The following is a 24,140-nucleotide window of genomic DNA, read 5'->3' on the forward strand; positions in this document are numbered from 1 at the left end:
CCCCGATGGCTACAACGATACCCCCTGCGCAAACCGCCGACGACGCCGAACATGCTGCGCTGAGCCTGCAAATGGAGATGGCCTGCGACAAAGCCTGCCAGTCGATTGCACCGGCCTGGCCGCTCGACCGCGCCATTGCCGTGAACCCACACTGGTCGCGCACCGGCATGCCCGTGCGGCGCGTGGCGGCGCGGATGGCGGTGCTCGGCAACATCCAGGTTTTTCCGACACGCAATGCCCAGCAGCGTGCGTGGACCGAAGGCCGGATCAGCCAGGCTGATCTCGACCTTGCCCTGGCCCAGGTTCCTGCCGCGAAGCTGGCCGGACTGACCGCAGCGCAATGCGTAGATGCGCTAGGCAGCGCCCCGCGGGTGCAGCAACTGCCGCTGCTCATCGACGTACTCGATAACGATCCTCAACGCCATACACGGCTGTCCTGGCGGCAAGCCGTCACGCATCAGGTCAGTCAGACCTGCGCCGCCTACTTTGACAAACACCAGGCCGACTGGCAACCCGAGCGCTCGCAAGGCTTGTATGCGTTCTGGCGTAACACGCTGCAATACGACCACGGCATCGGCACCTTGATGGGCTTGCCTGATCTGGGCCGGGCGCTCGCTGCGCTGCCGGCGACCCGGCAGGATGCCGAACGCTGGGTCTTGCAGCGCCTCGGCCTGCCGCAGGCGGTGTGGGCCGATTACATCGAAGCGCTGATGCTGACCCTCAACGGCTGGGCGTCGTGGTGCGCCTATCTGGGCTGGGAAGCCCGTCTCGCCGGCGGCGACGATGCCCATCTGCGCGAACTGCTGGCGATCCGGCTGGGCTGGAGTGCGATCCTGCTGCAAGGCAAGGATAACGTCGCCACCAGCGCGGCATTCACGGCCTTGCAGCAGGAATGGCAACAGGCCCCGCGCTTGCTGCAGGAGGCCGAAGCGGCACTGTTGATCGACGAAGTCTGGCAAGTCGCGCTGGAGATCGGTTTTCAGCGCCCGCTGGCGCAACAGCTTTTACTGCCTGCCGGACCGGCCGGCGCAGCAGCAGACATCGCCGTGCAGGCCGCCTTCTGCATCGATGTGCGTAGCGAGCCATTGCGCCGTGCGCTTGAAGCCGCGTCGCCAGCCATCCAGACGCTGGGCTTTGCCGGCTTCTTCGGCTTGCCGGTGGCCTATACACCGATGGCCACGCCGGCACGGCGACCGCAACTGCCGGGTCTGCTCGCGCCAGCCATGGAAGTGAGCGACTGCATGGTGCCGGCGGTAACGAATGGCAAGGCATCCGATGCCGGCTTGCAGGCTTCTGCCGGCACGTCGCGCGCGGCACATTTTGCGCTGACGGATCAATGGCACGCCGCCAGTCGCTGGCCGGGTGCCGCATTTTCTTTCGTGGAAGCGGCCGGATTGGGTTATCTCGGCAAGCTCGCACAATGGCTGCGACCAACCGGAAAAGCCAGCGTGCGCGATGATCTGGCCGGTTTGTCTACCCGCTATCGCGCCCTCTGCCGGCCGCAGATCGTTGGTCAGAGTCTGGCTGCCCGGGTCGTGCTGGCGGCACGCGTTCTGCACGCCATGGGTCTGGACAAGCAGCTTGCACCGCTGGTGCTGCTGGTCGGACACGGCAGCCAATCGGCCAATAACGCGCACGCGGCTGCGCTGGACTGCGGTGCCTGCGGCGGACAAACCGGCGAAGTCAATGCGCGCAGCCTGGCACACTTGCTCAACGAACCGGCCGTGCGCGCCGGACTGCGCGATCAGGGGATCACGATCCCCGTCGCCACCTGCTTCGTCGCAGCGCTGCACAACACCACCACTGACGATATCGACGGCTTCGACCTCGATCTTTTGCCGGTTGCGGCACGCGCCGCTTGGGACAAGCTGCAGACCGTCATCGTACGAGCGGGCGATCAGGTCCGGCGCGAGCGTGCGCCAGCGCTGGGAGTGAGCCCTGACCTGGCGCATGATGCGCTGCTGGAACAATTGCGCCGGCGTGCCAATGACGGTGCGCAAACCCGTCCCGAGTGGGGCCTGGTCGGCAACGCGGCTTTCCTGATCGCACCGCGGCAACGCACACGCGGCATGGCACTGGACGGCCGCAGCTTTCTGCATGATTACGATGCCAGTGAGGATGCCGATGGCAGCGTGCTGGAATTACTGATGACCGCGCCCATGCTGGTGACGCACTGGATCAACTGGCAATACCACGCCTCGACCTGCGATCCGACCCATCTGGGTAGCGGCAACAAACTGCTGCACAACGTGGTCGGCGGGAATATCGGCGTATTCGAAGGCAATGGCGGCGATCTACGTATCGGCCTGTCGCGCCAGTCATTGCATGACGGTGAGCGCTGGATGCACGAACCGGTGCGCCTCACCGTGGTCATCGACGCGCCACAGCACGCCATCGATGCCATCATCGGCAAGCACGCGGTGGTGCGGCAATTGCTGGACAATGGCTGGCTACATCTGTGGCGCTTCGATCAGACGCGCTTGCAGCGCTATGACGCGGGCAACTGGGAGGCACTAACGTGGGAGACCGTCTGATGTCTATTTATGCAGGTCAAAAAATCGCCTTGCTGACCCAACATGGCAAGGAGCAGGTCATCGCCCCCGTGCTGGAACCGGCGCTAGGCTGCACGATAGAACATGTCACCGGATTCGACACCGACCAGCTCGGCACCTTCACGCGCGACATTCCCCGTCCGGGTACGCAGCTCGATGCCGTACGTCACAAGGCGCGCATGGGGATGCGCTTGTCAGGATTACCGCTGGGAATAGCCAGTGAAGGCAGCTTCGTTCCGGATCCTTACACCGGCATGTTCCCCTGGAATATTGAGCTGTTGGTGTTGATCGATGACAATCTGGGAATTGAAGTGGTCGGCATGGCAGAAGGCACCGGGCACAGCGCCCATGTCGATGCACGGGATTGGCCGGCGCTTGAATCGTTCGCCACTGCGCAGGACTTTCCGCAGCACCAGCTGGTAATACGTCCTCAGAGCCAGGATGATCCGCGCGTACGCAAAGGTATTGCCGATTGGGCCGGACTTAGGTCGGGTTTCGACGTCTGCATGGCGCAGTCCGACAACCAGCAGGTATTCGTCGAAACCGACTTGCGCGCCTTCGCCAATCCGGATCGCATGGCGCATATCCGGCAAGCGGCGGTCGACCTGTTGCATCGCCTGGCGTCGCTATGTCCCGTCTGCGACGCTCCCGGCTATTGGGTGACCGAACGACAGCCGGGCTTGCCATGTTCGGTGTGTTGCCTGCCGACATCCAGCTATCGCAGCGAGGTCTGGACCTGCGTGCGGTGCCGGCATCAATCAGTCAAAAAAAGAACCGACATGACCGAGGCAGACCCGAGGCATTGCGCGTACTGCAATCGTTAATGGACGCGGCCTGCCGGCGCAGTCATACCGGCTCGAGTTCGCCTTCCCACGGCTCGATCGCAAAGTCGAGCATCATTCCTTCACCGCACGCAGCGCTACGCTCCACATCGAATACGCCTTCGATGGCCGCCTGGGCAATGGCAATGCGGCAAAATGTCTCGACATTCGGCAGGGCAAACTGATGAAACAATTCAGGATTGACTTCAATGTCGGCGACGACTCCGGCCGCGGGCGGGTTGTTCCAGATCGATAGCTTGGTGAGCTGGCCATCATCCGTAAGGACCGGGCTGACCAGATACTGCGTGCTGGTGCCATCGACAGAATGCGCAAATTCAAAGGCGGAGGTAGTGGTGGTCATGAGATTCTCCAGGGACGCGTTAGACAAGAGGCGAATGGGATGCACCGGATGTTATGGATCAATTCCAGCTGCAACGCCATAGTACATTTATTGTCCCTGCTCACCATCTCAATTGTAAAAAAGCGTTAATTCAACCGTGCCGCCAGAGTTGCTTGCCGGACAGATCCATGTAGGTCATGTAGAGCCGCAGGTCGAATTCGTACTGGTGATAGTTCGGCTCCATGTGGCAGCACAGCTTGTAGAACGCCTTGTCATGTTCGCGCTCTTTCACGTGGGCCAGTTCATGCACGGTGATCATGCGCAGGAATTCAATCGGCACTTCCTTGAAAATCGTCGCGACACGGATCTCGCGCTTGGCCTTGAGCTTGCCACCCTGCACCCGTGAAATCGTGGTGTGCGTGCCGAGCGCATGCTTGAGCACCTGGATCTTGCTGTCGAAGGCGACCTTGTCGATCGCATCGGCATTGCGCAGGCTGGTATTTTTGAGCTCGAGCACGTACTGATACAGCGCCTTGTCGGTGCGGATATCGTGCGGCTGTGCGTATTTTTTCAGCAGGACTTCAGCGAGCTTGTCGCGCTCGATCAGGCTGTGAACTTGCGTGCGGAGTTCGTCGGAATAACCGGCGAGGTATTTCATGTCATTCATAATGGATCCTTGAAGAGCAGCCGGACTCACCGGCCGCTTCCGGACACGCTGCTGCGTGCTTAGTCGGCCTTGACGCCTTCGACCTGGATCGCCAGTTTGACTTCCTGCTTGAAGCCAAACGACTTGCCGTAGTCGACACCGAAATCATCGCGGTTGAAGGTAGCCGACGCATCGGCACCGCAGACTTCGCGCTTGAGCATCGGATGCATGATGCATTTGAATTCCGAGATCACCAGCTTGACCGGCTTGGTCACGCCATGCAGTGTCAGCGCGCCCTCGACTTCGGTCGGCTTCTCGCCGTCAAACCTGGAGAACTTGCCGGCATAGGTCGCGGTCGGGAATTTTTCGGTGTTGAACATTTCGGCCGAGGTGGCGTGCTGGTTCATTTTTTTCATGCCGAAATCGATCGTGTCCATGTCCATCGTGACGTCGACCGTACCGGTCTTGGCTTCGCGATCGAGCACGACCTTGCCGCTCGATTTGGCAATCTTGCCGCGCCATTTTGACAGGCCGCCAAAATGGTCCGCTTCAAAGCTCGGATAGGTATGCGACGGATCGAGGTTATAGGTGGCCGGTGCGGCAACGGCGGAGGCGGCGACCAGCGAAGCGATGGCGGCGAAGACGACGGATTTCATGGGGAATCCTTTCAGGGGTAGGAGAACAATAATCACTTGGCAGCGGCGACGACCAGATGGAACTTGATGGCAACTTCATCAGCGACCACAGAGGTATCCATCCATTCGCCGTCACCGATATTGAAGACGGTGCGCTTGATCGGCAGCACCCCATCGAACACTTGCATCGCACCGTCCGGCTTGACGCTGAACGGAATCACGACATCGACCGTCTTGCCCTTGAGCGTGAGCTTACCGGCGACATTGTATTTGCCGGTACCGGCGGCGGTAATGGATCCGGAGACGAAGGTCGCCTTCGGGAACTGCGCCGCATTGAACCAGTCCTTACCGACGACTTCCTTGTTGTACTCGGCCGATCCCATGTCATAGCTGGCGACATCGATCTCGACTTTCGCGCTCGACTGGGCCAATTGGGCAGGATTGAATTTGATCGTCGCACTGAGCTTCTTGAACTTGCCTTCGATCGGCACGCCGATCTGTTTGGCGGTCGCCGAGACAGTGCTTTTGGCGAGGTCGACCTGTGCCATGGCCGACGTCGACAGCAGCGCCAGCACCAGACCGATTGTGGACAATTCAATTGCACGCATAAGAATTCCTGTTGGTTGAAGTGAGAGAGTGAGTGAGTGAGTGGGCGGACTTATTTGAGGAACGGCAGCATCCGTGCCAGCGTGCCATCGCGATCAAAGAACTGATGCTTCAGCGCCGCCAAACTGTGAATGCCCACCAGTGCGGCCATCGTGTAATTGAGCGTCACGTGCACCAGCTGCAAAATATCCCTGAGCGCCTCATTCTTCTCGATCAGCACCGGCAGCGGAATCACGCCGAAGTAGACCACCGGAACGCCCGCCGCAAGACTATAAAAATAACCGGACAGCGGTACCGCAAAAATCAGGAAATACAGCAGCCAGTGCGTGACCAGCGCGGCCTTCTCCTGCCACGCCGGCATCAACGCCTGCGTCGCCGGCGGCGCCTGCCAGCTGCGCCATGCCACCCGGACAATCGCCAGCATGAACACCGTCACGCCTAGCCATTTATGCCACGAGTAGTACTTCAGCTTGGTCATCGTCAAGCCCGCAATATCAGTCATGACCAGACCGAGAATGAAACCGGCAATGATCAGCAAAGCGATCAGCCAGTGCAGCAGGATGGCGGTACGGGTATAGCGAGGGGCAAAGTTCATGGACTGAGGCGCGGGTGGAGTTTCTGGCAAGTTACCGGATGGACGAATTCTACGGGGTATCTTTTGAGTGTGCTGGCCGTCGTGGGGTTGGCTGCCGGTGTTGGTGCTGGCTGAAGTGGTCCGCTCTCCGGCGTTCCCGACTTCCCCTTGCGTGCCGTAGCCGGGACGACTACTATTATTGAAAATATTATCAATAATCCTTCCGAGGCAGGTATGAGTTCAACGAGCGACCACGACAAGAAAAAATCCGATCCAAGCGGGCTACGCAAAGGACTGACCAGTTATGGCGACAGTGGCTTTTCCTTGTTTCTGCGCAAGGCTTTTATCAAGGGTGCCGGCTACAGCGACACGGCGCTTGATCGTCCCGTCATCGGTATCGCCAACACGGGCAGCGCATTCAATCCCTGTCATGGAAACATGCCGCAATTGATCGAGGCAGTAAAACGGGGCGTGATGCTGGCGGGAGGATTGCCGATGGACTTTCCGACTATCTCTATCCATGAAAGCTTTGCCTCACCGACCTCGATGTATCTGCGTAACCTGATGTCGATGGATACCGAGGAAATGATACGGGCGCAGCCGATGGATGCCGTGATCCTGATTGGCGGCTGTGACAAGACTGTGCCGGCGCAATTGATGGGCGCTGCGTCGGCAGGCATCCCCGCCATTCAGCTGGTGACCGGATCGATGCTGACCGGCTCCCATCGCTCCGAAAGAGTCGGCGCATGTACCGACTGCCGCCGTTTCTGGGGAAAATATCGCGCCGATGAAATCGATCACGACGAGATCAGTGCGGTCAATAGCCGGCTCGTCGCCAGCGTCGGGACGTGTTCGGTGATGGGAACCGCCAGCACCATGGCCTGTGTGACGGAAGCCTTGGGAATGATGCTGCCGGGTGGAGCCTCTCCGCCAGCGGTCACCGCCGACCGTATCCGCATCGCAGAGCACACCGGTGCGACAGCCGTGGCGATGGCAATCAATGGCCTCACGCCCGACAAGATCATGACGCCAAAAGCGTTCGAAAACGCCCTGCGCGTTTTGCTGGCGATTGGCGGCTCGACCAACGGCATCATTCATTTGACCGCGATCGCCGGACGCATGGGCATTGCTCTTGAACTCGACAGGCTCGATGCGATTGGCCGCGAGACGCCCGTGCTGATCGATTTGAAGCCGTCGGGCCAGTACTACATGGAAGATTTCCATGCCTCGGGCGGCATGCACGCGCTACTGCGTGAGCTCAAACCGCTGATGCACATGGATGCGCTAACAGTGACCGGCCGCACGCTAGGCGAAGAGCTGGATATCGCCGGACCGGGATTCCCGCAATCCGTCATCCGGCCCTTCTCGGACCCGATCTATCCTCAGGGTGGCATTGCCGTGTTGCGCGGCAATCTTGCGCCTGGCGGCGCCATCATCAAGCAATCTGCCGCCGATGCCAGTTTGATGGAGCACGAAGGCCGCGCAGTGGTCTTCGAAAACATCGAAGACATGGCGCTGCGGATCGACGATGACGCCCTCGATGTCCATGCCGACGATGTATTGGTGCTCAAGCACATCGGTCCGACCGGCGCGAGCATGCCCGAGGCGGGTTACCTGCCGATTCCCAAAAAGCTGGCACGTGCCGGCGTCAAGGATATGGTGCGGGTTTCTGACGGGCGCATGAGTGGCACCGCCAGTGGCACGATCGTGCTGCACGTCACGCCGGAATCGGCCATCGGCGGTCCGCTGGCCTATGTCAAAAATGGCGATCGTATCCGCCTGTCAGTCAAGGAACGGTCGATTAACTTGCTGATTTCGGACGCCGAGCTAGCGCAGCGGACACGCGAAAACCCGATTGTCCGGCCGACTGCAGAGCGCGGTTACCGCCATTTATTTCTGAAAACGGTAACTCAGGCGGACAAAGGAGTTGACTTCGATTTTTTGCGACCGGCTGATGCAAGGCCGGACAGTGAATCTAACGAATAGCGAATGCCTTCAATCCATCCCGTGTCTCAGTGAAATTCATAGACTATGCAAAAACCACTTAAACCAGAATCCCTCCTGATCAAGGATATCGATACCGCATCACAAGTGCGCAAAGCGATCGAAACACTGGAAGAAGATATCGCGTTCGGTTATATGCATCCGCGTGAACGATTGGTCGAAGACGAACTGCTTGAACGCTTTGGTTTAAAACGCCATGTCGTGCGGCAGGTACTCGCTGAGCTGGAACAGATGGGACTCGTCGAACGGAAAAAAATGCCGGTGCCCTGGTTAAGTCCTATACCGTCAAGGAAGTCATCGATCTTTATATCGTGCGCGATATTCTGGAAACCAACTGCGCCCGACAAATCACCCTGCCGGTGCCACCGGAAAAACTGGCAGCACTGGAAGATATTCAACGACAGCATGACGCCGCAGTCATCGACGGCAATCTCCATGTGGCGTTCAGAATGAATCTGGCTTTTCACAAGACCTTATTTGCGCTATCCGATAATTCCATATTGACCGAACTCATTGCACTGGCGGCGCAACGCACGCATGTTATTCGCTCATTGACAATAGTTATTCCACAAATTCTGGAGCAAGCACGCCAGGATCATCATCAGATGATCGATGCCTTGCGAACCGGGAATCAGGATCGCTTAGTGGAATTATGTCGCGGCCATCTTTTACCTTCGCGGGATGCTTATATCGAACAGCATCGCCGCTTGGCGTATTCCGACGAACGTGCCGGCTTGAAACCGCAACCCGGCTAATCAGCACCAATCACACCAATTGGCATTCTGGAGAATTAGATGATTAACAGTATTGAGAAACCAAACGCATTAACCCGTTTTTCAGAAACGACGGATGATACTGAGCGCTGTCTCGCGCCCTTGCCTGATATTGAATCACCGTTATTTACTATACCAGTCGGCGCTTGCGATACGCATGCGCATGTAGTTATCCACGATCCTGCTCATCCGATGGCGCCTAACCGCAGTTACACGCCACCCGCCGCCCCGGAAGACAGCTATCTGGCCATGTTGAATGCCATGCGGATATCGCGCGGCGTGCTCATTCAGATTAGCGTCATGGGCACGGATAACAGTTATATGTTGAAAGTACTGCGCAATAATCCGGATCGACTTCGTGGCGTGGCGGTAGTTGATACCAGTATTACCGATAAGGAGTTACTCGACATGCACGAAGCGGGTGTGCGTGGATTACGCATCAATACACTCTTCGGTGGTGGCGTCAATTTCGATGCGCTGGAAAAACTCGCACCCCGGGTGGAAGAAATGGGATGGAATATGCAATTCCTGATGGATGCGCGGCAGTTACCGGAATTAATGCCCAGAATGCGCGCCCTGCCATGCACCTGTGTGATCGATCACATGGGACATATGCCAATGCCCGCCGGACTCGATGACCCGGGAACCCGGGCACTTTTCAGTCTGGTAAAAGACCATGGCTTTTGGGTCAAATTATCCGGCGCTTACCGGATGTCCGAGCTTTATCCCGAATTTCCGGATGTCACACCATTGGCCAGAGCATTGATTGATCTAGCCCCGGATCGCATGGTGTGGGGAAGTGATTGGCCACACGTCGCCATCAAACATATGCCGGATACCGGCCATATGCTAAACCTTTTGCAAACATGGGCCCCGGATGAAAAAGTAAGAAATAAAATTTTAGTAGATAACCCCGCAGTTTTATATGGCTTTTAATTATCAAACCTCACTAAAAGGAAAACCATAACCTTTCTTTTGAATATTTATTGCACATTCCAGAAATTAATAAATATTCAGGCCCTTACAATTAAATAAAGAAGTACACAATTAAAATAATATACTGGAGATAATATGAGTTGGTATTCGGATCTTAATCGCACGGAAAAGCGGACTTTTATTGCTGCCTTTGGAGGATGGGCATTAGATGCACTTGACTTCATGGTATTTACTTTTGTGATTGCCACATTGATGCACCTGTGGGGAATCAGCAAGGCAGAAGCCGGCATGCTTGGTACCGTGACGCTATTATTTTCTGCCATTGGCGGTTGGGGCGCAGGGATGCTTGCCGATCGCTATGGCCGCGTAAAAATTTTACAGATTACTATTCTCTGGTTCACGGTTTGTACCGTGTTAATCGGATTCGCACAGAATGTGGAACAAATCTTCGTACTGCGCGCACTTCAAGGATTAGGTTTCGGCGGCGAATGGGCAGTCGGTTCAGTGTTGATGGGTGAAATAATCCGCTCGGAGCATCGCGGTAAAGCCGTCGGTACCGTGCAGAGTGGTTGGGCGGTTGGCTGGGGAATTGCGGCCTTGCTTTATACGGCAGCATTTTCGTTTTTACCCGAGAATTATGCATGGCGTGCCATGTTCTGGGTCGGGATCATTCCTGCGCTGCTGGTCGTCTATATTCGAAAGCATGTTCCCGAGCCTGAAGTCTTCAAAAGAACGCAGGCCATCCAGGCGAATTCTGCCGACAAGATATCCGCATGGGCGATATTTTCTCCAAAAATGATCAAAACCACTTTGCTGGCTGCCGTTTTATGCAGTGGAATTCAAGGTGGCTATTATGCAATTACCACCTGGCTACCTACTTTCTTAAAAACAGAGCGTCACTTATCGGTGATTGGTACTGGTGGATATTTGATTGTCATTATCACGGGTTCCTTCATCGGTTATCTGATCGGTGCATATCTGACAGACCGCATCGGCCGGAGAGCGAATATTCTGATATTTACTGTCCTGTCAGGTATCAGTGTCTATCTTTACACACAGATTGAATTAACGAATACCCAGATGTTATTCATGGGTTTCCCACTTGGTATTGCGGCATCCGGCATTTTCAGCGGAGTCGGCGCTTATCTGACCGAGTTATTCCCGACCGCAATTCGCGCAACCGGACAAGGATTTGCCTATAACTTCGGACGCGGAGTTGGTGCTTTATTTCCAACCTTGGTCGGATATATCAGTCAATCGCATAATCTGGCTTATGCAATCGGATTATTTGCCGGAAGTGCCTATCTGGTTGTTTTCTTTACCGCTCTTTTGCTGCCGGAAACCAAAGGGCGCGATCTGGATTGGGGGGATGATTTATTTAAAAAGAACTGATTTTTTAAGCTATATATTGTCATTATTTGAACGTAACTGAACGTCAATAAGCTGCCTCGCCTTTTGTGCCCAAAGGCAGCTTATTGATTTATTGATGCAACCGTCTCATTGCGTATTACACGAACTAGTCAATACCGGATTTTGGAGAAGTCATGGATCGTGTCGACTGTATTGTCATCGGTGCCGGCGTCATTGGATTGGCCATTGCGCGCGCGATGGCCATGGCCGGGCGCGATGTCATCATTATTGAAGCCGAAAACGATATCGGCAGCGGCACCAGTTCCCGCAACAGTGAAGTCATTCATGCGGGCATCTATTACCCGCCCGCCTCATTGAAGGCACGATTTTGTGTGGAAGGCCGCGAGCGGCTTTATCGCTACTGTGAACAACATGCGATTGCGCATCGACGCTGCGGCAAACTCATCGTGGCCACAAACAGCGCACAACATGCAGGCCTTGACCGCATCGCCGCGCGTGCACAAGCCAATGGTGTCGGCGATGTGCAGCACTTGACTGGCGCGCAGGCGCAAGCGATGGAGCCGCAACTGCATTGCACTGCGGCGCTATTTTCACCGTCAACCGGCATCATCGACAGCCACGGGCTGATGACACAGCTATTGGCGGATGCCGAGGCAGCAGGCGCATCGATTGCCTTTCAAAGCGAAATCGTCGCTGCCCGCGTTGGTAGCGGGGAACTTGTTCTGGACGTGGTGACCCGCGATGGCGAGGCCGTGAGCCTCTTGGCCAGCCTGGTCATCAACGCGGCAGGATTGGCGGCACCGCGCATTGCGCGCCACTTCAAGGGATTGCCGGAGCGCTTTGTCCCGACAGCTTTTTACTCCAAGGGGAATTATTTTTCGCTTGCCGCCAAAGCGCCCTTTTCGACGCTGATCTATCCGCTGCCGGAAGCCGGTGGTCTGGGCGTGCACCTGACGCTCGACATGGCAGGCCAGGCACGCTTCGGACCGGATGTCGAATGGCTGGCTATTGCCGACGACAGGGAGATTGATTTTTCAGTCGACAGTCATCGTGCCGACGGGTTTTATGACTCGATCCGGCATTACTGGCCGGCCTTGGCGGATGGCGCGCTGCAGCCAAGTTATGCCGGCGTACGCCCGAAACTGACGGACGGAAAAGACGACGTGGACTTTTGCATTCAAGGTCCGGCGACGCACGGCATTCCCGGCTTGATCAATCTGTTCGGCATCGAGTCGCCCGGACTGACCGCATCGCTGGCGATAGCCTCGCACGTGTGCGATCTGGCTGGCGTGGTCGATATCGGTCCGGCAAGGGAAGGCAGCAGACGGGAGGTAAAATAGCTGCCCGCGCAAACAGGCCGACCGGCTCCATGCACAGACCAGGGGAAAGCCATCACTTCGACGATTCACACCACGCAAGTTCTCATTGCCGGCGGCGGGCTGGCCGGCATGGCGGCGGCCCTGCGGCTGGAGCAGGCCGGTATTGCGTACTTGTTGCTCGAAGCCCAGGAGCGCTTGGGCGGGCGCATTTTTTCGCAGCCGGTGGCAGCCGATGACGGATCCGGTGTCGATCTGGGACCGACCTGGTTCTGGCCGCATCAGCAGCGCATGCGACGGCTATGCGCCGAACTGAGATGCAAGGTCTTTGAACAGCATGTCGCAGGTGATGTGCTGTACCAGCAGGGCAGCGCACAGCCGGTGCAACGCAGCGATGCCGGACAAGGCATGCTGTCGTACCGGGTCGAAGGCGGGACGCAGTCGCTGATTGCGGCGCTCGCAGCGCGACTCGATCCGGCCGGCGTGCAGCGCAGCTGCCCGATCACGAATATCGCCCCTGGCGAGGACGGCTGGAGTGTCAGCGCAACCGCCGCCGATGGCAGCGAACCACGGCAGTTCCGGGCCCAGCATCTGGTGCTGGCCGCGCCACCCCGCAAGTTACTGCAGATTGCCGGCCTGTCGTCGTGCCTGCCGGCAGGCTTGTCCACTGCGCTGGCGGCGACGCCGACCTGGATGGCAGCGCAGGCCAAGTTCGTGGCGGTCTATCCGGCACCGTTCTGGCGACAGGCTGGCTTGTCCGGACAAGCCTTCAGCCGGGTCGGCCCGATGGTCGAAATCCATGACGCGTCGGCCACCACCGACACCGGCTTCGCCCTGTTCGGTTTTATCGGCGTGCCCGCCGGCGTGCGCAGCCGGCATGCCGCCGGGGTGCTGCAGGATGCCTGCCTGCGCCAGCTGGTCAGTCTATTCGGCGCACAGGCGGCGACACCGGAGGTGTCCTACCTGAAAGACTGGGCGCAGGATGCGTGGATCGTCAGCGAGCAGGATATCGACGAATCGCCGCGTCATCCCGAGCTCGACCTGTCGCGCTGGCTGCCGCAGTTGCGGCGCATGCAGCTGCATCTGGTGGGCAGTGAAGTCGCGCCGCAAGAAGGTGGCTACCTTGAGGGGGCGCTGGGTTCGGTCGAGGTGCTCATGCGTAGCCCGGAGCTGTTTTCCTGACGATGCACCCTACGGCTGATGCACGTTAAGTTGATGCATAGGCCGGTTGTGCCCACGCGTGCAAACCGCAAACGCCCGCCAATTCCAACCGCTTGCCGGTGGCTTCGCGTGGGCGCGATACACCCGGGCGCGGCGATGTCGCGTGCAAGCTGGCACGTCCCATGCTGTAACGCATCCACAAGGCCAGGGATGAGCAGACCGGCTCTTCCGCCTCATGGAAAGATGTCCCGACATGGATGCACTGCTACAGGATTGGCGCACCCGTGCGCTGCAAGTGGAACAGGAAGCCGGGCGTGCCGTCATCGGCCAGCCGGAGACTCTGCGACTGATCAACGTGGCGCTGTTTGCGCGCGGGCATGTGCTGCTCGAAGGCGATGTCGGGGTCGGCAAGACCACGGTACTGCGGGCTTTTTCGCGGGCCATTGGTGGTGCGTTCGAGCGCGTCGAAGGCACCGTCGACCTGATGCCGGGCGACCTGATTTATCACACCTTCGTCGATGCCGAAGGCCGGCCGCGTATCGAGCCGGGCCCCCTGCTGCGGCAGGGCGAAGCGTTGACTACCTTCTTTTTCAATGAGATCAACCGCGCCCGTCCGCAAGTGCAATCGCTGCTGTTGCGGGCCATGGCGGAACGTTCGGTGTCGGCCTTCAACCGCGAATACCGCTTTCCGCACATGACGGTATTCGCCGACCGCAACCGCATCGAGCGCGAAGAAACCTTCGAGCTGGCCTCGGCGGCGCGCGACCGCTTCATGTTCGAGTTGCGCATGCTCACGCCGGTCGATCGCGAAGTACGCCGAGCGCTGGCGCTGGATCCCGCCTATCACGATGCCGACCTGCTGCTCGAGCAGGTTGCGCCGGCGATCCTGCCGTGGCAGGAACTCAACCTGATCGCCGCGGCCATCCAAACCGGTGTCACGGCCAGCCCGGCACTGCAGGACTACGTGCTCGACCTCTGGCAGGCCACCCACACGCCACAGCAATTCGGCCTAGCCATCGATGGCGTCGACATGCAGCGACTGGTGCTGGCCGGTGCCAGCCCGCGTGGCATCAGCAGCCTGCTGCGGGCGGCACGGGTAGTGGCCTGGCTCGATGAACGCACGTACCTGATCCCCGAAGATATCGCCGCAGTCCTGCCTGCCGCGCTGGGGCACCGGATCTTTTTTACGCCGGTCTACGAGATCCGGCATGCCGCGATTGCCGATGCCTTCGTTGCGCAATTGATGGCGCGGATTGCTGCGCCATGAGCGCCGGCGCGCACGATCCGGCCCCGCCTGCAATCGACGAGATCACCTTCCATTACCGCGTCGATGGTCGCGCCGGCGGCCGTCGTCCGGGCGCGCACGCCGGTCGCACCGGCGGCACCGGTAATGTCTTCCTTGACCATGCGCGGCTGTTCGACCATCCCGATCCGCGCCGGCTGGATTTGCGGGCCTCGCTGCGCGCCGGTGCCGGCGAATGGCTGGTGCGCACCTACCGGCAACGCGCTGCCATCACGCTGCTGGCGGTGGTCGACGTGTCGGCATCGATGGCTTGCGGAGCGCCGCGCAAGCGCGATGTCGCGGCTGATTTTGTCACGGCGATGGGCGACAGTGCATTCAGTGCCGGCGACACCGCAGGCCTGCTGGCCTTCGATGGCGAAACCCGTGACGACCTGTTCCAGCCGCCTCGACATAGCCGTGTAATCGGCCAAGCCATGGGCGCGCAACTGCGTGCCGCCCAGCCTGGCAGCACAGCGGGTTACGGCGCACTGGCAACGCTGCAGCCACTGGCCGGGCGCGAGGCAATGGTGTTTCTGGTCTCTGATTTTCATTGGCCGTTGGAACAGGTTGCCGCAGCGCTGGACCTGCTGGGGCGGGCATGGGTGGTGCCGCTGGTGCTGTGGGGTGAGCAGGAAATGCAGCCACCGCCAGGGCAAAATTTTGTCCGATTGCGCGACGCCGAAAGTGGCCGCTTGCGCTCGCTCTGGCTAACGCCACGGCTGCGTCGCCAGTGGCAGGAACACCTGGCCGAACGCCGTCGCCAGCTTGACGCGGTGTTTGCCGCGCGCCAGATCCGCCCGCTGTACCTGAGCGGTCAATACGATCCGGCGCGGCTGTCGCAGTACTTCCTGGATGGCCAGCGATGAGCCGGCTGCTGTTGATATTGCTGTTGTCGGCGAGCTGCCACGCTAGCGCGACGGTGCCACTCGTGCGTGCCGAACTGTCGCGCAATTACGGCCTGGTCATCGGTGACCTGCTACAGCAGCGCATTGCGCTCGGCACGCCGGCGACGCCGCTGGTGCTGAGCGGATTGCCACCCGGCGGACGCATCGGTAACTCGCTGTGGCGACGCAGCGCGATGGTCGACATCGACGCCGCCGGTCAGCACTGGCTGCAACTGGATTACCAGATCATCAATACGCCGCAAACGCTCACTGTTTGGAGCCTGCCCGCCCTGACGCTGACCGCTGGCACCGACAGGCTGGCCGTGGCAGGCATGCCGTTTTCGATTGCGCCGTTCACGCCATTGCAAGCGTTGAATGCCGTGGCGCTGCCGGCGCTACAACCGGACCAGGCACCGGCACCGGTGGCCCTGGCCCCGATCACGCTGCGCATCCAACTGGCGGCAAGCGCTTTACTGGCGACGCTGCTGGTATGGGGCAGCATGGCCGGCTGGCGGTATCTGCGGCGTGGCCGGCATCTGCCCTTCGCGCGCGCCATGCGTGACTTGCAGGCGCTGCACACGCACGCCGACACGAGCGATCCGCTGGCGGCACAACGCCGGCTACACCATGCGCTCAACGATGCTGCCGGTGAAGTCGTGCGCCCGGCGACCCTCGCCCGCCTGCTGGCAAGTTCGCCGTATCTGTTGTCCGAAAAAAAGGCATTGGCGGATTTTCTGGACCAGTCGCAAGCCGTGTTTTTCGGCAGCCGGCCGGTACCCGATGCGACCACCGTCACCGCACTGGCGCGCCGCCTGCGGCGGCTTGAACAGCGCCACGCCGCATGAGCGGCCTCGCCTTGACGGAGCTGATCGTCGCGCAGCCGTGGTGGCTGTCGGGACTGCTACTGGCCGCCTTGCCGCTGTGCCGGCAGCGCGATGACGAACAGGTCTTCGGCTGGACCGGCTGGTTGCCACCGGATCCATTGGGATTGTGGCGCGCCCGCCTGGAAATCGCGCTCGGCATGCTGGCCATCGTGGCCACCGTGCTCGGTCTGGCCGGCCTCGTCTCGCCCGCCACCACCATCGAAAAAACCGGCAGCGGCGCCGAGATCCTGGTGCTGCTCGACCGCAGTGCCAGCATGGATGCCGCCCTGCAAGAGAAGGGCGCAAAGACGCCGCTGACCGATAAATATGCCGAGCCCAAAAAGCGCAAGATTGCCCGCACCGCGCTGGCCGGGTTTGCCGCCGGCCGGCCGCACGATGCCATCGGCCTGATGATGTTCAGCGAAAACCAGTTTCAGGTGATGCCGTTCAACATGCGCCCCGACATGATCCAGGCTGCGATCCAGGCCGGTGGCGTCGGTTCGGGATTGGGCAATACCGATGTCGGTAGCGCGATGCTGGCGGCACTGCGCACTTTTGATGACCGGCCCGACAGCGGCAGCCGGATCATCATGCTGGTGTCGGATGGCGGCGCGCAGATTGCACCGGCGGTGCGGCTGCAGATCGCCGATGGTCTCAAGCGCAATCGCATCGCGCTGTACTGGATCTATTTGCGCTCGTACAACCAGCCGGCGCTGGCCGATAGCGACAGCGCCGAATTCGATGGCGTGGTCGAGGTGGCGATGCACCGTTACTTCCGTTCCTTGTCGACACCGTATCGCGCTTTCGAAGCCGAGGACCAGGCCTCGATGCAGCGCGCCATCGAAGCCGTAGGCCGCCAGCAAATGCTGCCGATCACCTATCAGTTGCCAGTGCCGCAGGTCGACCGGGCCGCGCTGTGCTACCTGATCGCCGCCCTCGCCTGCGCGGTGTTATGGCTACTGCGACGCAGCACCCGCTCCGGAGTTCCGACATGAAATCACGCACACTCCACATCACGGGCAGCGCGCTGGCCGGCGTCTTTCTGGTGGCCCTCGGGATGGCTCTGGCAGAGCGGCATGCCGCACTGGCATTGAACCGCGATCTGCTTGCGCCACCTGCGATTGCTGCTGCCATCGAAGATCCACGTATCAGCGCCGCGCGCGGTGTGCGACTGGCCGGCACCGGCGACGCCGACGACGCCAGGCAGAACCTGCAGCTAGCCATGCAGTCCGGCGATGCACGGGTCAGCAATCAGGCACGCTTCAACCTTGGCAACCTGGCGCTGCGTCAGGCCATCGCCATGGGCAGCGACGACGAAAAACGCCCGGGCCTGCTGGCGCTGGCGAAGCAGCACTATCGCGAGGTCTTGCTCCGCGAGCCGCAACAGTGGGCCGCGCGCCATAACCTCGAACGGGCGCTCTGGCTGGCCCCGGAAGAAGCGATAGCGGCCACCGTCGACGGCATCAATACATCAAAAGAACTGGAAGGCTCGACGAACAACAACGACACGAACGATGGCAGGGAAGGCGCCGCCACGACCATGCAACCCGAAAGCGGGGGCCTGCCGTGAAACTGCCCGCGCTACGACTTGCGTGGCGCGACCGGCTTCTGCTGGGCGCGGCCGTGCTGCTGGTCGTCGCCAGTGTCCTGCCGCCTATTCCACTGGCACGTACGGTGGTCAATCATCTGGTGGTGTTCGATATTACGCAGAGCATGTATGTGACCGACCAGCTGCGCGATGGTCGCGCCGTCAGCCGGCTTGACGCTGCCCGCGAGGCGCTGGTGCAGGCGCTGGCACAACTGCCTTGCGGATCGCAAATCGGGCTGGGGATTTTTTCCAGCCGGCGCACCTTGCTGTTGCTGGCACCGCTGGAAGTGTGCAGCAACCGGAGCGGGCTGACGCAAGCGGTCCGCCAGATCGATGCACGCATGGCATGGGAAGACGCCAGCGTCATCGCACGCGGCGTCACCAGCGCCACCGATGTGGCCTTCGAATTGCCGCAACATCCATCGCTCATCTTCATGACCGATGGTCAGGAGTCGCCGCCGATGGCAAGCATTCCCGACTTCGACCGGCCCGAAGGACGCATCGCCGGCATGCTGGTAGGCGTAGGCGGCGACGTGGCGCAACCGATTCCGCGCCTCGACAGGCAGGCCCGACAGGTGGGCTGGTGGTCGGCCAGCGACGTGGTGCAGCGGCGAGGGGCGGTCAAGAGCCAGGAACATTTATCAGTGCTGCATGCCGGTTATTTGCAGGCATTGGCACAAGCCAGCGGCTTGCACTACGGGCGACTCGATAGCGACGCCGCGCTGCTGCGGATGCTGACCGATCAGCGCTTTGATCGCGCGCTGGTGGTGGCGACCGATGTGCGCTGGCTGCCCGCCGCGTTGGCGGCATTACTGCTGGCCGGCGGGTTCCTGCCCGCGCCGCGATGGATCGCGCGCTGGCGACTGCGCAGAAACCGGCACACCTTGTAGCGCTGCTGTGTCAGTTACGGACGACCTGTCCGCAGTATTGCGGGCCGCATCGGCAGTGGCATTGATCTTGCGAAGGAGATGTTTTCTGAACCGGAAAACACCATGACCTGTTTATCGCCACGCCTTGCTTCTTGCACCCTGCTCCTGCTGGTGATTGCTGCGCCGATGACGGCGCAGGCACACGATTTTCCGACCTCGTCGCGGGTCGAGTACGTGTTCGAATGCATGAAAAATCACGATAGCAAATACGAGTATCTGTACAAGTGCTCCTGCGCGATCGACACCATTGCGAAGCAGTTGCCGTTCGATGATTACGCCGAGCTGTCCACCGCAAAACGCCATCAGGGGCTGGGCGGCGAGCGCGGTGCCGAATTCCGTGACCCTACCCTCGTCAAGGAAATGGTCAGGAAATACCGGCAGGTGGAACAGGTCGCGGCCGATGCCTGCTTCATCAAATAAGGTGTGCAGCAGGCCAGCGCTTGCTGTCTGGCATTGCCCGCCATCGCGGAACACATCGCCCTGCCCTTGTTCAGCAAACAGCACACCTGCCAACCGTCGCGACCAATGCGCTGCCCGCCATCGCCAACTGGCATGGTAAGTGCTGAAGCTTGCAGACGACACCTTGTCGATTACGGAAATCTTTGGAGAGTTTTCCGCACATTCAGAAAGGCATACCGCATCACCGCAGCACGACGGTCATCACAATAATTCATGGAGGTAGACATGTCTTCGAAGGTAATCCTGAAACACCTGCTGGTCATCGCAGGCACCCTGGCAGTGAGCAATTCTGCACTCGCCGACGAACAACTCAACAAGGCCATGGCCAGTCCGAAAAACTGGGCGACCCAAGCCGGCGACAACGCCAACCGTCGTTACAGCGAGCTCAACCAGATCACCAGTGCCAACGTCAAGGAGTTGCAAGTGGCGTGGACGTTTTCGACCGGCGTGTTGCGCGGGCATGAAGGCGGACCGCTGGTCATCGGCGACACTATGTATGTCCACAGCCCATTCCCGAACAAGGTGTATGCGATCAACCTCGAAGACCAGAGCATGCGCTGGAAATACGAGCCGCGGCAGGACGCCGGGGTGATTCCGGTCATGTGCTGTGACACCGTCAATCGCGGCGTGGCGTATGGCGATGGCAAGATCATCCTGCAACAGGCCGACACCACGATGGTGGCGCTTGATGCAAAGACCGGCAAGGAAGTCTGGAAGGTCAAGGTCGGCAATCCGAAGGTCGGCGAATCCAATACCAATGCACCGCACATCTTCAAGAACATGGTCATCACCGGCATTAGCGGCGGCGAGTTCGGCGTGCGCGGCCGGCTCACCGCGCATGACCTGAAGACCGGCAAGCAACTGTGGAAAGCCTATAGCGTCGGACCTGACGCCGACATGCTGATGGATCCGGCCAAGACCATGACCTGGACCAACGGCAAGATGGCACCGGTAGGCAAGGATTCCTCGCTCAAGACCTGGTCCGGCGATCAATGGAAAATCGGCGGCGGCACGACCTGGGGCTGGTACAGCTACGACGCGGCCACCAATCTGCTGTACTACGGCACCGGCAATCCGTCGACCTGGAATCCCTCGCAGCGACCCGGCGACAACAAGTGGGCGATGACGATTTTTGCGCGCGACCTCGATACCGGCAAAGCCAAGTGGGTCTATCAAATGACACCGCATGACGAATGGGATTATGACGGCGTTAATGAAATGATCCTGGCCGACATCAAGGTCGCCGGCAAGCCACGCAAGACGCTGGTGCATCTGGACCGTAACGGCTTCGGCTACACGCTGGACCGCGTCACCGGCGAATTGCTGGTCGCCGAAAAGTTTGATCCCAAGGTCAACTGGGCCACCCACATCGACATGAAAACCGGCCGTCCCGCCGTCGTCGCCAAGTACAGCACCAGCCAGGGCGGTGAAGACGTCAACATCAAGGGTATCTGTCCGGCTGCACTGGGCAGCAAGGATCAGCAGCCTGCCGCGTTCTCGCCGAAGACCGGATTGTTCTACGTGCCGACCAACCATGTCTGCATGGACTATGAACCGTACAAGGTCGACTTCACTGCCGGCCAGCCGTATGTGGGTGCCACCGTCTCGATGTATCCGACGCCCGATAGCCATGGCGGCATGGGTAATTTCATTGCCTGGGATGCCGGTACCGGAAAAATTGTCTGGTCAAAGCCGGAGAAATTTTCGGTCTGGAGCGGCGCACTGGCCACTGCCGGTGACGTGAATTTCTACGGCACGCTGGAAGGCTTCATCAAGGCCGTCGATAACAATGGCAAGGAACTGTGGAAGTTCAAGACGCCATCCGGCATCGTCGGCAACGTCAACACCTGGGAATACAAGGGCAAGCAGTACATCGGCGTACTGTCGGGTATCGGTGGCTGGGCAGGGATCGGCATGGCAGCCGGTCTGACCAAACCCAACGAAGGCCTGGGTGCCGTCGGCGGCTACAAGGAACTGTCGAATTACACCGAGCTCGGTGGTGTCCTGACCGTGTTTGCCATCCCCGGCAATGTCACGGTGGCGTCGGCAAAGTAGTCCGTCGTTGTTCATCGCCACAACGCCGGCCGGATCGATCCTGATCCGGTCCGGCGTGTCACTTTCAAGGAGAATTCATGGCCCTGCCCATCACACTACGAAGCACACTATTGACGGCTGGCCTGGCTCTTACCGTTTTCTGTCACCAGAATGCGCTGGGCACAACGACTGCGCCCGACAAGGCCGCAAGCACCAAACTCTATACCGTTGTCGACAAGAACAAGGTCGACCCGAACACCCTGATCGGCTGGAAAGTCTGGCGCGCCCAATCCTGCAGCCGCTGCCACGGCGCCGCCCAGGAAGGACTGGTCGGACCATCGCTGATCGACAGCATGAAGGTGCTGACCAAAGAGCAGTTCGTGACGACACTGAAAAAAGGCCGCATTGAAAAAGGCATGCCCAATTTCGGTGGCGTGCCTTTTGTGGCCGACCATCTCGATGAGCTGTACGCGTATCTGAAGGGACGTTCCGAAGGCGATATTGCTGCCGGTCGCCTCCAGGTCATCGTGAAATAAACCAGGCCGACGCCGGTGACCGCATCACTGAAGTGAGTCTTAATTTCTGCATAAAGGAGTCGCCCCATGGTCCCAGTTACCCGCCCTAGAAACGTGCCGCTCCGCCGCATGGCCATCAGCCTGTGTGCCGGCTTGCTGGCACTGTCGGCACCCGCGAAGGCACAGGATGGCGCAAGTGCACAAAAAATACTGCGGGTCTGCCAGGACCCCAACAATTTGCCGATGTCGGACCGGCAGGATCGCGGCTATGAAAACAAGATCGCCGAGCTGTTTGCCGGCAAGCTCGGCTGGAAGCTCGAACATAGCTGGTACCCGCAGCGCATGGGCTTTATCCGCAATAGCCTGAAAGCAAAGATTGATGGTACCGACACCTTCAAGTGCGACGTCGTCACCGGCGTGTCGACCGATTTCGAAATGGGACTGGTGACGCAACCCTACCTGGCATCGACCTATGCGATGGCCTTTATCAAAGGCAAGGGACTCGATGCCATCAAGACGCCCGCTGACTTGCTGGCGCTGCCAAGAGCGGTCCGTGACAAGCTGAAGATCGGTATTTTTGCGCGCTCTCCTGCCTCGGACTGGTTGCTGAAAAACGGCCTGATCGCGCAGATGGTGTCGTACTCGCCGCAGACCGGCGATCCGGATCAATACCCGGGCCAGCTGATTGACCGCGACCTCGCCAACGGCACCGTCGATGTGGCCATTGCATGGGGGCCTATCGTCGGGTATTTCGCCAGACAGGCCACGGGCGCGCCTATTACGGTCGTGCCCTTCAAGCCGAGTGAGGACGGCATCCGCTACGGCTTCAGTATTGCGATGGGCGTGCGTTACGGCGATAACAAGCTGCGCGACCAGCTCAATGCCTTGATCGCCTCCAGCCAGCCCGAGATCGCCCAAATTTTCAGGGACTACGGCGTACCGGTGACTGCACTGCCCGCACCGATAGCGGTAGTAGCGGCCCCCTCCTGAGCCGGAACGCCGCCTTCACATTCATCACCGCCAGGGAGACTCACGATGCCACTTTCACCGACACTGCGCGCAGGCCTCATCCTGCTGGCAAGCTCCGCATTGATGGCAACGGGTGCCAGTGCCGGCCTTGCGCAGGAGATCTCGCAACCCGAAAAAATCCTGTTCCAAAGCAAGCACTTCGGCAGCATTAAAAAGCCCACCCGGATTGCGTATGCCTATCACCAGGAAAGCGCCGCACCGGATACCTTCGACGATGCCGTAACGCTCACCGTTACCCATCCCAATGCCGACGGTACGGCCTCCGTGGCCGCGCAATTTCTGACGGGCAGCCATGCGATTCCGATCGCACCGATAGATCATGCGCAAGGCAATCCGGCCATCCTCGGTTTCCTGGAGCGTGACATCGCCGAAATGAAGCGCCTGACCGGCGGCTCGACGAACTATTTCCGCAAGCGACTCCGGCTTGCGCTGGCGGCTCCCGATGCCGCCATCAAGACCATTACCGTCAATTACGCCGGACGTTCCGTTGCCGCGCAGCAGATTACGGTGCATCCGTATGTCGACGACCCGCTCAAGGACCGCTTCCTGCAATTTGCCGGCAAGGGCTATGTGTTTGTCATCAGCGATGCCGTGCCGGGGACCGTTTTTCAGGTCTATACGACCTTGCCCACGGATCAATCTGCTGCTGCGATTGCCACCACGATGACGATCGTCCGGTCAGATCCGGTACCAAAGAAAAATACCGGACCCGGGACATAAGCAGCCATCCGGCGGCGGCAATGCAAGCTGGCCCACCGCGGGAACCTGCAGTTGATTGCCTATAAATTCAGCACTCACAATTGGACGCTATTGTGAAAATTT

24 protein-coding genes and 1 pseudogene are annotated in these 24,140 nt (G+C 59.7%); 20 read left to right on the forward strand and 5 right to left on the reverse strand.

Translation table 11 applies throughout. The features are described 5' to 3' along the window. Nucleotides 1-5 precede the first annotated feature (5 nt). Nucleotides 6-2,534 (forward strand): DUF2309 domain-containing protein, encoded by a 2,529-nt coding sequence (locus RHM62_RS12495; RefSeq protein ID WP_322122420.1) that lies wholly within the window; start codon nucleotides 6-8, stop codon nucleotides 2,532-2,534. Then, the gene (locus RHM62_RS12500) at nucleotides 2,534-3,376 is read left to right on the forward strand and encodes a DUF6671 family protein (protein WP_322122421.1); all 843 of its coding nucleotides are present in this window, start codon (nucleotides 2,534-2,536) and stop codon (nucleotides 3,374-3,376) included. The genes RHM62_RS12495 and RHM62_RS12500 overlap by 1 nt, the downstream gene beginning before the upstream one ends. Nucleotides 3,377-3,398: 22 nt before the next feature. Here RHM62_RS12500 and RHM62_RS12505 read toward each other — a convergent pair whose 3' ends face one another. The 5 genes from RHM62_RS12505 to RHM62_RS12525 form a co-directional block, all read right to left on the reverse strand. Further along, nucleotides 3,399-3,734, reverse strand: a complete 336-nt coding sequence (locus tag RHM62_RS12505) for a hypothetical protein (protein WP_322122422.1) — start codon at nucleotides 3,732-3,734, stop codon at nucleotides 3,399-3,401. A 130-nt stretch (nucleotides 3,735-3,864) separates the two neighbouring features. Further along, nucleotides 3,865-4,380, reverse strand: coding sequence for a YgjP-like metallopeptidase domain-containing protein (locus RHM62_RS12510; protein WP_322122423.1), 516 nt, complete (start codon nucleotides 4,378-4,380; stop codon nucleotides 3,865-3,867). Between the two features lie 59 nt (nucleotides 4,381-4,439). Next, nucleotides 4,440-5,015 carry a YceI family protein gene (locus RHM62_RS12515; RefSeq protein ID WP_322122424.1) on the reverse strand — a complete coding sequence of 192 codons (576 nt, stop codon included), beginning with the start codon at nucleotides 5,013-5,015 and terminating at the stop codon, nucleotides 4,440-4,442. Between the two features lie 32 nt (nucleotides 5,016-5,047). Next, nucleotides 5,048-5,602, reverse strand: a complete 555-nt coding sequence (locus RHM62_RS12520) for a YceI family protein (protein WP_322122425.1) — start codon at nucleotides 5,600-5,602, stop codon at nucleotides 5,048-5,050. Nucleotides 5,603-5,652: 50 nt separating this feature from the next. Further along, complete coding sequence (locus RHM62_RS12525; protein WP_322122426.1) at nucleotides 5,653-6,195, reverse strand: cytochrome b; 543 nt, start codon at nucleotides 6,193-6,195, stop codon at nucleotides 5,653-5,655. 213 nt (nucleotides 6,196-6,408) lie between these two features. Between RHM62_RS12525 and RHM62_RS12530 the strand changes: the two genes are divergently transcribed. From RHM62_RS12530 to RHM62_RS12610, 18 genes and pseudogenes are all read left to right on the forward strand, one after another. Beyond that, entirely contained in the window at nucleotides 6,409-8,160 is a 1,752-nt protein-coding gene (locus RHM62_RS12530) for an IlvD/Edd family dehydratase (RefSeq protein ID WP_322122427.1), read from the forward strand. A 153-nt stretch (nucleotides 8,161-8,313) separates the two neighbouring features. Next, nucleotides 8,314-8,373: pseudogene (locus tag RHM62_RS19060) on the forward strand (hypothetical protein); the annotation flags it as partial. Between the two features lie 116 nt (nucleotides 8,374-8,489). Beyond that, on the forward strand, nucleotides 8,490-8,933 hold the full coding sequence (locus RHM62_RS12535; protein ID WP_416172256.1) for a GntR family transcriptional regulator: 444 nt from the start codon (nucleotides 8,490-8,492) through the stop codon (nucleotides 8,931-8,933). A 39-nt stretch (nucleotides 8,934-8,972) separates the two neighbouring features. Beyond that, entirely contained in the window at nucleotides 8,973-9,887 is a 915-nt protein-coding gene (locus RHM62_RS12540) for an amidohydrolase family protein (protein WP_322122428.1), read from the forward strand. A gap of 135 nt (nucleotides 9,888-10,022) precedes the next feature. Continuing rightward, nucleotides 10,023-11,279, forward strand: a complete 1,257-nt coding sequence (locus RHM62_RS12545) for an MFS transporter (RefSeq protein WP_322122429.1) — start codon at nucleotides 10,023-10,025, stop codon at nucleotides 11,277-11,279. A gap of 152 nt (nucleotides 11,280-11,431) precedes the next feature. Next, nucleotides 11,432-12,598: an NAD(P)/FAD-dependent oxidoreductase gene (locus RHM62_RS12550; protein ID WP_322122430.1), complete on the forward strand. Its 1,167-nt coding sequence runs from the start codon at nucleotides 11,432-11,434 to the stop codon at nucleotides 12,596-12,598. An 84-nt stretch (nucleotides 12,599-12,682) separates the two neighbouring features. Continuing rightward, a complete protein-coding gene (locus RHM62_RS12555) occupies nucleotides 12,683-13,756 on the forward strand; it encodes a flavin monoamine oxidase family protein (protein ID WP_322125406.1) in 1,074 nt (357 codons plus the stop codon). Between the two features lie 232 nt (nucleotides 13,757-13,988). Beyond that, nucleotides 13,989-15,002 (forward strand): MoxR family ATPase, encoded by a 1,014-nt coding sequence (locus tag RHM62_RS12560; RefSeq protein ID WP_322122431.1) that lies wholly within the window; start codon nucleotides 13,989-13,991, stop codon nucleotides 15,000-15,002. After that, nucleotides 14,999-15,883, forward strand: a complete 885-nt coding sequence (locus tag RHM62_RS12565) for an MxaS protein (RefSeq protein WP_322122432.1) — start codon at nucleotides 14,999-15,001, stop codon at nucleotides 15,881-15,883. Before RHM62_RS12560 ends, RHM62_RS12565 begins: the two co-directional genes overlap by 4 nt. Continuing rightward, nucleotides 15,880-16,746 carry a calcium incorporation protein MxaA gene (locus RHM62_RS12570; protein WP_322122433.1) on the forward strand — a complete coding sequence of 289 codons (867 nt, stop codon included), beginning with the start codon at nucleotides 15,880-15,882 and terminating at the stop codon, nucleotides 16,744-16,746. Before RHM62_RS12565 ends, RHM62_RS12570 begins: the two co-directional genes overlap by 4 nt. Beyond that, the gene (locus RHM62_RS12575) at nucleotides 16,743-17,759 is read left to right on the forward strand and encodes a vWA domain-containing protein (RefSeq protein WP_322122434.1); all 1,017 of its coding nucleotides are present in this window, start codon (nucleotides 16,743-16,745) and stop codon (nucleotides 17,757-17,759) included. The genes RHM62_RS12570 and RHM62_RS12575 overlap by 4 nt, the downstream gene beginning before the upstream one ends. Continuing rightward, nucleotides 17,756-18,334 carry a hypothetical protein gene (locus RHM62_RS12580; RefSeq protein WP_322122435.1) on the forward strand — a complete coding sequence of 193 codons (579 nt, stop codon included), beginning with the start codon at nucleotides 17,756-17,758 and terminating at the stop codon, nucleotides 18,332-18,334. The genes RHM62_RS12575 and RHM62_RS12580 overlap by 4 nt, the downstream gene beginning before the upstream one ends. Next, on the forward strand, nucleotides 18,331-19,242 hold the full coding sequence (locus RHM62_RS12585) for a vWA domain-containing protein (protein WP_322122436.1): 912 nt from the start codon (nucleotides 18,331-18,333) through the stop codon (nucleotides 19,240-19,242). The genes RHM62_RS12580 and RHM62_RS12585 overlap by 4 nt, the downstream gene beginning before the upstream one ends. Nucleotides 19,243-19,344: 102 nt before the next feature. Further along, on the forward strand, nucleotides 19,345-19,701 hold the full coding sequence (locus RHM62_RS12590; RefSeq protein WP_322122437.1) for a hypothetical protein: 357 nt from the start codon (nucleotides 19,345-19,347) through the stop codon (nucleotides 19,699-19,701). Nucleotides 19,702-19,965: 264 nt separating this feature from the next. Beyond that, nucleotides 19,966-21,795, forward strand: coding sequence for a methanol/ethanol family PQQ-dependent dehydrogenase (locus RHM62_RS12595; protein ID WP_322122438.1), 1,830 nt, complete (start codon nucleotides 19,966-19,968; stop codon nucleotides 21,793-21,795). Between the two features lie 77 nt (nucleotides 21,796-21,872). Then, a complete protein-coding gene (locus RHM62_RS12600) occupies nucleotides 21,873-22,310 on the forward strand; it encodes a cytochrome c (RefSeq protein WP_322122439.1) in 438 nt (145 codons plus the stop codon). A gap of 108 nt (nucleotides 22,311-22,418) precedes the next feature. Then, entirely contained in the window at nucleotides 22,419-23,279 is an 861-nt protein-coding gene (locus tag RHM62_RS12605; RefSeq protein WP_322122440.1) for a quinoprotein dehydrogenase-associated putative ABC transporter substrate-binding protein, read from the forward strand. 45 nt (nucleotides 23,280-23,324) lie between these two features. Further along, nucleotides 23,325-24,038, forward strand: a complete 714-nt coding sequence (locus RHM62_RS12610; protein ID WP_322122441.1) for a hypothetical protein — start codon at nucleotides 23,325-23,327, stop codon at nucleotides 24,036-24,038. The last annotated feature ends 102 nt before the right edge of the window (nucleotides 24,039-24,140 follow it).

Origin of the sequence: Actimicrobium sp. CCC2.4, from assembly GCF_034347385.1 — a bacterium.
In the GTDB taxonomy this organism is placed as follows: Bacteria; Pseudomonadota; Gammaproteobacteria; order Burkholderiales; family Burkholderiaceae_D; genus Actimicrobium.